Below are 10063 nucleotides of genomic sequence, written 5' to 3'. Positions count from 1 at the left end.
GGAGGTAGACGTGCAGGCCCGAGCGGCCCTATGCTAGACTGACGCGACGCCCAGCGTCGCTACGCTCCGATAGTGGACGGCATGGACCGGACGCGTGGTCGGCATGAACCGAAACGCTGGTCGGCTTGCCCGGATTACGCACTTTGCAGTCTTGACGATCATATTCTTCACTGACGTCCCGAAGGCGGTTTCGTATTGTCGAGAGATTCCCAGTCGCCATAGTACGGCATCGGACGAACGATCAATTTCTTGTTGAGCGTGTAGGTGCTCGCTGGCTTTGCTGCCTTGCCAGTGGCCTCTGAAACGACCAAGAAATAAGTTCCTTGATCAAAAGCATCGCATGGCCCCAACCGATTTTCAACCTGGACACTCCAGGGGTATGGGTCACATGATGCGGGACTCCCGTCATATCGTTTTAGGGAAAGCATGAGGGCAAGGCCTGGCACTCCGGTGGCATTTACTTCAAATTCATTGAACCAAGAATACCGTTTGAGTGAAAGCTGTGCTCGCAATGGGGGTCCTGCTTCGGGTACATCGATGCGGTACCAATCCTGGTCGCCCACGCGCCCGATAGTCCCGATCATAATGTCTGATTCAAATGGAGTGGCCGTTCGCAGATCGTCGTTAGGCTCAACCTCATGAGCGGTGCGCGGGTGGCAGGCAGAAACCAGAAAAAGAAACGCAATAAGAGAAGCGCATCGCATTATCATTTTCCGTTCAAGTCTGCCGAACGCGACGGTCCTGCGGCGCGCGCTAGATGCGCGCCGCAGTGGTCAACCCCACTTTGCGCCGAAGCTTGCGCGCGCCCGCAGAACCGGAAGTTATACGGAACATGGCTATTTTGGTCGGAAGATAATGTCAGCTTCGTCAATTTTATACGGCTTCACGACGCTGACAATCATATTTTTGACCTGTTTCATCTTGTCTTCGCTCTTGAGCACAGATTTATCGTGGATAATGATAACGTTCATTCCTACAAATACTGGGTGAACCACATACTGTCCCCGTCCGTTGGCCTTTAAATTCAGTGCTGTCTCGAACAGTACGATTGCCGTCGAGTGGCCAGGCCCCACAATCAAGTCAAGCACATCTTGCTGGATTTTCCTCTCGACATGCTTCTCGTAGTTTAAACTGTCCTGGAGGTATCGGGTCCGGTCTTTGATGATGCGCAGCGCCTCCTTCTCTTCGTTGCCCATCAACTCCCGGAATGGCCAGAAATCGGAATCCCGGCTAACAAATGTTCTGCCCTTCGGATCGATATTTTCCGGGAACAATAGTAATGATCCCGGGCCGGGTTTCAATTGCATCGTAGGCCAAGTCCGCTCCGGATCTTGAAACTGAATCTCGATCATTCCGTTGGACTGAATCCTGTACGGTCCTTTGTAGCCAGCGACTACACGCGGGTAGAATCCTGTATCCTCGTCTTCCGATGGCAATGCCTTAGATGTCGCTGCTGCTTTTGACCGCACAGGCTTATGTCCATACTCGATCATGTAGGCGCTTGTGGAAAAGAAAGTGATGTCAACGTTGTCACCGAGTAATCCTTGAGGTCGCTTCCACCGAGCTTTGCCGTCAAATGATCGCAAGGTGATTGATCCATTGTTGCTCAGGCGCTGGCGGAACTGGCTTACTGCTGAGGGAAGCATATCGGCCGCTTGAGATTGGCAGCAGAAAACGGCCGCCAATTGTAGAGCTGCGAATAGACTAGAGCTGCTCAATTATTTCTCCGCTGCATTCTAATCTTACCGTATAACGCCGGGCTCGGCGGCGCGCGCTATGCGCGTGCCGCGGAGGCCGACCCCACGTTAGGTTCCGCGCTTGCGCGCGACAGCCGAAGCCGATGTTATCCACCTCTCCGTTGCCTGTAGACTTCAAAAAGGCAATAGGGGCCAGGCTCATACTTGCCCTTGCTGACCTGGACGCAAGCTTGATATGCCGGCTCAATCTGATCAATGAGGCAGTATTTGTTCGATGGGAACGCGTTAGCGCCATGATTGCATGATAGCGCTGAATGAGAGAACCCTGAGGCTCCGCATCGAGTGACGAGATCGAAGCCGACAAAAGTGAATTTCCTCAGATCAAGTTCGAGGTTTATGGGGACTTCCCATGGGCGGACCTCGCCATTGTCGAATTCCAGCGGATAGATTTTGTATGCGTAAATTTCAAAACCTGCACGTTCGTCACCAACGGCCTGCCACGCAAGTGATTCGTTATCATAAAACGAGAGGCCGTTATGAATCCATTTATTGACCCAATCGGCGGGGCCCTTCGATATGCAATTACTTACGCTGCAGATTTCCTCGACAATGGTTCCTTCTAGCAGCCCAGCGGGCCGAGCTTGCGTCTGTTTCGGAAAATAGCCGACACAAATCGGGTCAGGTATCTTAATCACTGTTCAAGTGTGGATAACGCCGGGCTCGGCGGCGCGCACTATGCGCGTGCCGCTGAGGCCAGCCCCACGTTGGCGGTCCACGCCTTTGCGCGCGACCGCCGAAGCCGATGTTCTGCGTCATTATCCGTGTTTCCAGATTGACCAAATGCCATGAATGAAAAAACTGCAGCCGGCGACCACGGAGATGATGACCCCCAAAGTGTAGCTGAATGGATTCCTCTCCTGATCGACGATTGCCGCTGGCCAAAATGAAATGAGCATGCCTGCGCCACTAAAACCCTTTCCTTCAATAATCGAGCTTAAGCCAATCACTATTAGAGTTGCGCCCATGCAAATCTCACCGGCTGCTTCCATGTGAGGAAACCGTGTTGGCCAATAATGGAAAAGTCCGTAGAGACAAAGGCTGAGCAAGAACAATGCGCAGACTAGGGCCGCAAGCTTCTTAGATTGCCGCACATCGCTGGCTTTCGGCTCTGGCAGAAGAACGCTCATCCCTTGTTACCTGTACGCAGAACGCTGGGGCCTACGGCGCGCGCTATGTGCGCGCGGCGTTGGCCCACCTGACCGGGCTCCGCGCATGCGCGCGGCCGTAGAGCCCGATGTTGGGCAGTCGTTCACTTCGCGGTAACCCGCTTGCATTCGTACAGTACGGTAACGGAGTAATCAATCCCCAGCAGGTTATAGGCCTTTACTTGGAATAAACGCTTGCTCTCTTTGAGCCATCGCCAGAAAATGACGTTACCAAGGTCCGATTTTTCCAGAAGTATTACACCACCATCATCGGAAGCGTAAGGCAGGAGAGGCGAGTTCCCCATGTTGCCTATCATCATGGGCTCATCCGACTCCGGGCCTATGATCTTCATCGTCGAGGGATCTTTACTTGCTTCAGCAACACATGGTTTTCCCGGTTTGCATGCAATAGAAGTGCTATGCGAGCCAACACATGAATAGATGTGTGACGATTGTGGTTCGGCCTTTTCAGATGGGGCGGCTTGCGCCAACTGGCCGGCAGTGATGAAGAGAGCCATTATTACGCCCCGCATATTTCCTCCCCTTTAAGCTGTTCCTGATAATCTGCCCAACTCAGATTACACCGAACATCATATCCTGGCATTGGAAATACTTCTTTGCGAAGTCTACTTCATCCCATTGCGTTTTTCAATATAATTCCCAAGCTGCGATATGCGGTCCTACAGGGACGGCCTAGCCGGTCAGTCCAGTGCGATTCCCCCCCGCAATCTTCAGGTCGTCAGCCGGACTCTTCACCCCTCGCCCGCCTTTGTTCAGCACGTGGGTATACACCATGGTCGTAGACACGTCGCTGTGCCCCAGGAGTTCCTGGATCGTCCTGATATCATAGCCGCCTTCCAGCAGGTGTGTCGCGAAGGAATGCCGCAATGTGTGGCAGCCCGCCGCTTTGCATACGCCTGATTTCAAGCGGGCTTCCTTGAACGCCTTCTGCAGGACGGTCTCGTGCAGATGGTGCCTCCTCCTCTCTCCGGTCGCCGCATCCTCGTAGTGGCTGGTGGCCGGGAACACCCATTGCCACGCCCACTCCTTGCCCGCGTTGGGGTACTTTTTGTCGAGGTCGTTGGGCATGGCGACCCGCCCCAGGCCCAGCCGCAGGTCTTCGTTGTGCTGCAGCCGGACTGCGGCGAGGTGCTTCTGCAGAGGCTCCTTGGCCATGAGCGGCAGCATCGTGTGGCGATCCTTGTTGCCTTTGCCCGCCCGGACCACGATCTCGTTCTGGCCGAAGTCCACATCCTTGACCCGCAGGGTGCAGCATTCCATCAGGCGCAGGCCGGCCCCGTAGAGCAGCATGGCCATCAACTGCGGCGTGCCGCTCATGCGCCCGAGGATGGCGCCCACCTCGTCCTTGGTCAGGACCACGGGCAGGCGCACCGGCCTTTTGGCCCGCACCACGCCGTCGAGAAAACCGATCTCCTTGCTGAGGACCTCCTTGAAGAAGAAGATCAGGGCGTTGAGAGCCTGGTTCTGGGTCGAGGCGCTCACATGGGACTCGGTGGCTAGGTCCGACAGGAAGCGGCCGACGCTGGCTTCGCCCAGGGCCTCCAGCGGCTTGCCGGCGTTGCGACGCAGGAACCGCTCGGCCCAGGACGAGTATATCGCCTCGGTGCTCGGGCTGTAATGTCGCGAGCGCACCGCGGCCCTGAGCACCTTGACCAGGGCGTGGATATCCTGCGCGGCAGCCAGCGAGAGCTCCGGCCGTACGGGAATCCGTCCGGCCGGCACCTGCGGAACTTCCGATACCGCAGGTGCCGGCGATGGCCCGAGTCCCGGACCCAGCAGCACCTGCTCCCCGGCGAAGACCTGCAGCAGGCGCTCTACCGCCTTGTCGTAGCGCGGCACCGACCAATACCTCTGTTCCTTGTGCCAGATCTTCCCGGGCACGGTCTTGATCTTCTCCACGCGCTCGGGCGAATAGGGGAAGAGTACGATGAGCCTGCCCGGCTCGCCAAGCCTGATCCGTATCGGTTCCATGATCGCACCCCCACTCTACATACGAGACAGGCGCGGGAAAGTTCCCTTCAACGATAGGCGGACTTTTGTATCATAGCGCTGCGATGAGCGAGCCCTTCGATTCCGCGGTCTGCGCCAAGGCCACGTTGGACGACCTCAACTTCGACCAGATCAAGTGGTTCGTTTCCAGCGCCCGGCGCGGCCGCGGCTGCTCGATCCCCAAGGACGAGGCCCCGCAGGCCCTCCTGGAACGCCTCCACCTGATCCGGGACGGCCGGCTCACCAATGCCGCGCTCATCCTCTTCGGCCGCGACCCTCGGCGGCTGCTCGCCTTGCCCCCCATCGAGTGCCGCCATTTCCAAGGCCCCACGGGCGCGACCGTTCTGCGCCGCCTAAGCGTGTGCGACGGCACCATCTTCGAATGGATCTTCCAGGCCGCGTTCTTCGCCCTGCAAGGGCTCAGCCGGCCTGTCCAGAGATGGGACCTGCCGCCTTACGACATCCCGAAGGAGGCGGTCCACGAGGCCGTGCTCAACGCCTTGGTGCACCAGGACTACTCCGGCGCAACAGGCATGCAGTTGATGCTGTTCTCCGACCGGCTTGAGATATCCAATCCAGGCGCCTTGCCGCCCTCCCTGAGCTTGGACCAGCTGCGCCAAGCGCACAGTTCGGTGCCGGGCAATCCCTTGGTGGCGCAGGCCCTGTGCTTCTGCGCAAGCATGGAAGGCCAGGGGGATGGCACCAACCGCATGATCGGGCATTGCCGCTCGGCTGGCCTGCGCGAGCCGGTGTTCAAGCTCAAGGACGGCTTTTGGGTCATCTTCCATCGCCCTGCGCTGCGGCCGCCTGCCCCGCCTGCGGCGCAAGCCGGCGGCCAAGAACCATTGCCCGCTCCTCCGCCCGCCCCGTCCGCGCCTAGAGTCCCGGAGGAGGTCAGGAGACTCCTCATGGCCTGTCAGGGTGAGATGAGCCGGGAGCAATTGCAGAAAAAACTCCATCTCAAGAGCCCGGCCAACTTCAGGAACCTTTACTTGGCCCCGGCGCTTGAGGGCGGGTTCCTTGAGATGACTCTGCCGGACAAGCCGAAGAGCCACTCCCAGAAGTACCGTCTGACCGCCAAGGGCAAGGCCGTGCTGGCCTCCTCGCGGTAGGCCCCTCCCCACATCCAAGACCACATATGCCACCCCAATGTACCCCTTATGGGGGAGCCGCAGGTTATGATGATTGTGCTAAATAATGCATGAATTCACATGCTTTATTGTAATTCCCACCTCGCAGGTCATGAGACAGGTCATGAACAGGTCATGATGGAGCCACAGGCCATGACACAGGTCATGACGCGGGTCAGGTCAAAGGGAAGATCGCAGGGGAAGTCAGGCCTTGACGAAGAGCACGGACGGGCTCATCCCTGACCGGGTGCCCACATCGTCAAGCATCTTCTGGAACTGCTCCGGGCTCACCCGGTTGCCCTGGCGCCCCTTGGGCGGGTAGGGGTCGTTGAAGGTCACCGCCTCCGCATCAGCCTCCGCCACCACCACCCAATGCGGGATGTCGAGCCGGTGCACCACGCCCATGTGCACCAAAGCGATCGGCAGCCAGCCCGCCCGGATCCGCCGGGCTACCAGTGCGACCGTGGGCCGCGCTCGCCGCACCGGGACGCGGCGAGACAGGGCTCGCCTGCGGTTCTCGATCATGCCGAAGACCGTCAGCGACACTTGCTCGGCATCGAAACCGTGCTTTTCAAGCTGCCCGCGCCAGCGGGCCGCGTCGACCGAAGACTTCCATTGGGTCACCAAGCGGACCTTGAGCCCGGCGTCCTGCAATGGCACGCAGAGCCCGTAAGGGTCCGCGCCCGGCACCCCTATCATATTGCATTGCCTCCAGACCTCGAATTCCAAAGTGCGGTTGAGGGGCAGGCTCGGGTCGAAGCGCTTGAGAGCCATCAGCACGCAGGCGGGTCCGCAGGTGAATTCCGCGCTCTGTGCGTAGTAAGGGATCCGTGGCTTCATTCCACCTATATTATGTCATTACAAACGCCCATCTGAGGGCCAAAAAACTGTTATGATTCGTCCGTCATGCCCGCGCCCAAGGAGCTCCCCATCCGCACCGCCCGCCGCTGCGAGCTCATCAACATCACCGGCGAAGTCCAGTCCTTCCTGAAAGAAGCCCAAGCGCACAGCGGCACTTTGGTCCTCTTCGTCCCGCACACCACGGCCGGCGTCACCATCAACGAGAACGCCGACCCCGACGTCACCCGCGACATGATCAGTTTCACCAGCGGACTCATCCCCGAGGACTCGGGTTTCGCGCACAGCGAAGGCAACTCCGACGCCCACATCAAGTCTTCCCTGTTCTCCCCCTCCCTCACCGTCATCGTGGCGGACGGCCGCCTGTGCCTGGGCACCTGGCAGGGCATCTACTTCGCCGAGTTCGACGGGCCCCGCTCGCGCAAGCTCTGGCTCAAATTCCAGCCCGACCCTGAAAAATAGCAAGGAGCGAACATGATCTTCACCGAGAAGCAGCTCGAGAACTACGCCGACACCCTCATCTGGGGCCTGGGGGCCGAGAGGAAGCACCACTTCAAGCCCGGCAGCGTCATCATCCTGCGCGTCAACCTCGACGCCATGCCCCTGGCCGAAGTCGTGCACCGCAAGCTGCTCTCGCACCGCGTCAACGTCCTGCTCCGCTACCAGCCCAATCCCGTCATCGAGAAGGACTTCTACCAGCTCTCCGACAAGGCCCAACGCACCTTCATCAACGCCGGCGAGAAGGAGCTCTACGAAAGCTGCCACGGCCTCATCGCCCTCAACGCTCCCGCCAGCCTGACGCACCTCAAGACCGTGGACCCCAAGCGCATCGCCGAAGTCGCCATCGCCAAGCGGCCTCTGCGCAAGCTCTGGGACCGCCGGGAAGAGCAGGGCGACTTCTCTTGGACCCTCTGCACCTACCCCACCGAAGAGCTCGCCAAGAACGCCCGCCTCTCCATGAAGGAGTACGCGGCGCAGATCACCAAGGCCTGCTATCTCGACGAGAAAGACCCCGTGGCCAAGTGGAGGCGCGCCTACAAGGACTGCTCGGCCATCAAGGGCTGGCTCCAGTCCCTCAGGATCGACACCATCCGGGTGCGGACCAAGAGCATGGACTTCGAGACCAGGCTCGGCGTTCAAGGGCATCAGCGGCGCCAACATCCCCTCCTTCGAGATCTACACCTCGCCGGACTGGCGCGGCACCCGCGGCACCTACTACGCCAACCTCCCCTCCTTCCGCAACGGCAACATCGTCGAAGGGATCAAGCTGACCTTCAAGGCCGGCCGCGCGGTGAGGATCCAGGCGGCCAAGGGCGAGGACTTCGTCAAGAAGACCTTGGCCACGGACGCCGGCGCCCGCCAGATCGGCGAGTTCTCGCTGACCGACATCCGATTCTCGAAGATCGACAAGTTCATGGCCGACACCCTCTTCGACGAGAACTTCGGCGGCAAGCACGGCAACTGCCACGTGGCCGTGGGCGTCTCCTATTCGGACACCTTCGCCGGCGACCCGGCCAAGCTCACCGAGGCCAGGAAGAAGGAGCTCGGCTTCAACGACTCGTCGATCCACTGGGACATCATCAACACCGAGGACAAGCTGGTGACCGCGAAGCTCAAGGACGGCAAGACCGTCACGGTCTACGAGAAGGGCCAGTTCAAGTACTAGGGCGGCGGCCCGGCGGTCGGGCCGAAAACAAGGCCGCAGCGGGTCCCATGTCCGCTGCGGCCACCCCGAACCACGAGCCGCGTGGTCCGAAATCGGTCAAATTATACTTTTTTAATCCCCTCCGTCAACCGGAAGCTCCGGCGGGGCTCGGACGACGCTAGGAGGGCTTGAGCCCGTCCCGGGGGAAGGAGAACCGGAAGGTCGTCCCTCGGCCCGGCGCGCTCTCCACCCAGATCCGGCCGTGGTGGCTTTCCACGATGCCTTTGCAGATGGCCAGGCCCAAGCCCGTGCCCCGCGTCTGGCGCGAGACCGGCCCTGCCGCGCGGTAGAATTTCTGGAACAGCTTCTGATGCTCCTGCGCCGGGATGCCGGGGCCCTGGTCGGCCACGCTGACCTCCAGGTCCGCGCCCTCCAGGCGGGCCGACAACGTGACCGTCCCTCCGGGCGGGCTGTACTTGACCGCGTTGCTGGCCAGGTTGACGATGACGCGGTAGAGCTGGTCCTCGTCGGCCCAGGCCGTCTCGCTGCCCGGGGCGAAGGCGACCTGGAAAGCGACCCGGCCGGGATTCTGCGCGAAGAGCTCCGCGGCCCGGCGGGCCAGGCCGGGCAGGTCCACGCAGGACGGGCGCAGCGGCAGGCCTCCGGCCTCCAGGCTGGAGACGTCCAGGAAGTCGGTGACCAGGTCTCCGAGCCGCTTGGCCTCGGAGAGGATGACGCCCAGGAAGTGCTGCCGCTGCTCGCAGGCGAGCTCCGGCCAGGTTTCGAGCATGTGTTCGGCGCAGCCCTGGATCGAGGTCAAGGGCGTGCGCAGCTCGTGCGTGACCAAAGAGACGAGCTCGGACTTCATGCGCTCGACTTCCTTGCGCTTGGTGATGTCGCGGAAGACGCGCACGGTGCCGAAGGGCCGGGCCTTTTCGTCGCGCAGCAGGAAGAAGGTCGCCTCCACCGGCACGGGGCTGCCGTCCTTGCGCAGGCGCACGGTCTCGAAGTTCTTGGCGCAGCCCTCGGCCAGGGCCTGGGCGTTCTTGGCCTCGAGCTCCGCCATGCGCTCGGGCGGGACCAGGAAGTCCGCGGCCTTGCCGATGGCCTCATCCGGCGAGTAGCCGAAGAGCTGCTCGGCCGCCGCGTTCCAGCTCACGATGCGGGAGTCCTGGCCGGTTATGTAGATGGCGTCGGCGGACTGGTCGGTCACGGCGCCCAGCACCTGCTGGTGCTCCAGATGCTGCTGCATCAGGCGCGCGTTGCGCAGAAGGCGGCTGATCTCCAGCAGGGTCTGCTCGAGCTCCGGGTCCGGCGGCCGGGGCTCGGGGAAGCCGACCACCACGGCGCCCAGCGGCGCCGGCCCGTCCGGGCGGTTCTGCAGCAGCGGCGCGGCCGCCCAGCCCCGGCTGCCTCCCGCGCTGAGGATGCGGCGCTCGGCCAGGACGCGCGCCACCAGCCGGGCCTCTTCCGCATGCCCTTGCGTCCGGGCGGCCGGGCCCTCGCCGTGGCGCACGG

General features: G+C 61.0%; 9 protein-coding genes and 1 pseudogene. 3 read left to right on the top strand and 7 right to left on the bottom strand.

The genetic code is table 11. The features are described from left to right. Positions 1-167: 167 nt before the first annotated feature. From NTY77_05920 to NTY77_05900, 5 genes are all read right to left on the bottom strand, one after another. Positions 168-584, bottom strand: coding sequence for a hypothetical protein (locus NTY77_05920; protein MCX5795010.1), 417 nt, complete (start codon positions 582-584; stop codon positions 168-170). A gap of 252 nt (positions 585-836) precedes the next feature. Then, positions 837-1718 (bottom strand): hypothetical protein, encoded by an 882-nt coding sequence (locus tag NTY77_05915; GenBank protein MCX5795009.1) that lies wholly within the window; start codon positions 1716-1718, stop codon positions 837-839. Positions 1719-2512: 794 nt separating this feature from the next. Then, positions 2513-2884: a hypothetical protein gene (locus NTY77_05910; protein MCX5795008.1), complete on the bottom strand. Its 372-nt coding sequence runs from the start codon at positions 2882-2884 to the stop codon at positions 2513-2515. A gap of 122 nt (positions 2885-3006) precedes the next feature. Beyond that, positions 3007-3420: a hypothetical protein gene (locus tag NTY77_05905; protein MCX5795007.1), complete on the bottom strand. Its 414-nt coding sequence runs from the start codon at positions 3418-3420 to the stop codon at positions 3007-3009. Between the two features lie 175 nt (positions 3421-3595). Then, complete coding sequence (locus NTY77_05900) at positions 3596-4894, bottom strand: integron integrase (GenBank protein MCX5795006.1); 1299 nt, start codon at positions 4892-4894, stop codon at positions 3596-3598. 83 nt (positions 4895-4977) lie between these two features. Between NTY77_05900 and NTY77_05895 the strand changes: the two genes are divergently transcribed. After that, a complete protein-coding gene (locus NTY77_05895) occupies positions 4978-6024 on the top strand; it encodes a hypothetical protein (GenBank protein MCX5795005.1) in 1047 nt (348 codons plus the stop codon). A 222-nt stretch (positions 6025-6246) separates the two neighbouring features. Here the strand turns inward: NTY77_05895 and NTY77_05890 are convergent, their stop codons facing one another. Further along, a complete protein-coding gene (locus NTY77_05890; protein ID MCX5795004.1) occupies positions 6247-6882 on the bottom strand; it encodes a peptidase C39 family protein in 636 nt (211 codons plus the stop codon). A gap of 66 nt (positions 6883-6948) precedes the next feature. Between NTY77_05890 and NTY77_05885 the strand changes: the two genes are divergently transcribed. Continuing rightward, the gene (locus tag NTY77_05885) at positions 6949-7362 is read left to right on the top strand and encodes a secondary thiamine-phosphate synthase enzyme YjbQ (protein MCX5795003.1); all 414 of its coding nucleotides are present in this window, start codon (positions 6949-6951) and stop codon (positions 7360-7362) included. A 15-nt stretch (positions 7363-7377) separates the two neighbouring features. Then, positions 7378-8566 (top strand): annotated as a pseudogene (locus NTY77_05880) (aminopeptidase). A gap of 157 nt (positions 8567-8723) precedes the next feature. On the opposite strand, the gene NTY77_05875 reads toward NTY77_05880, so the two are convergent. After that, a partial coding sequence (locus NTY77_05875; protein MCX5795002.1) for an ATP-binding protein occupies positions 8724-10063 on the bottom strand: 1340 nt, incomplete at its 5' end.

It is taken from the genome of Elusimicrobiota bacterium (genome assembly GCA_026388095.1).
Classification (GTDB): domain Bacteria; phylum Elusimicrobiota; class Elusimicrobia; order UBA1565; family UBA9628; genus UBA9628.
Note: the sequence above shows the minus strand (reverse complement) of the source record. Positions and strands in the feature narration are given on the sequence as shown.

What these genes read in the sequence shown, in the direction of transcription:
- NTY77_05890 (MCX5795004.1), bottom strand. Translation starts at nt 6,882, where the DNA reads ATGAAGCCACGGATCCCTTACTACGCACAGAGCGCGGAATTCACCTGC.
- NTY77_05910 (MCX5795008.1), bottom strand. Translation starts at nt 2,884, where the DNA reads ATGAGCGTTCTTCTGCCAGAGCCGAAAGCCAGCGATGTGCGGCAATCT.
- NTY77_05885 (MCX5795003.1), top strand. Translation starts at nt 6,949, where the DNA reads ATGCCCGCGCCCAAGGAGCTCCCCATCCGCACCGCCCGCCGCTGCGAG.
- NTY77_05920 (MCX5795010.1), bottom strand. Translation starts at nt 584, where the DNA reads ATGATCGGGACTATCGGGCGCGTGGGCGACCAGGATTGGTACCGCATC.
- NTY77_05900 (MCX5795006.1), bottom strand. Translation starts at nt 4,894, where the DNA reads ATGGAACCGATACGGATCAGGCTTGGCGAGCCGGGCAGGCTCATCGTA.
- NTY77_05905 (MCX5795007.1), bottom strand. Translation starts at nt 3,420, where the DNA reads ATGGCTCTCTTCATCACTGCCGGCCAGTTGGCGCAAGCCGCCCCATCT.
- NTY77_05895 (MCX5795005.1), top strand. Translation starts at nt 4,978, where the DNA reads ATGAGCGAGCCCTTCGATTCCGCGGTCTGCGCCAAGGCCACGTTGGAC.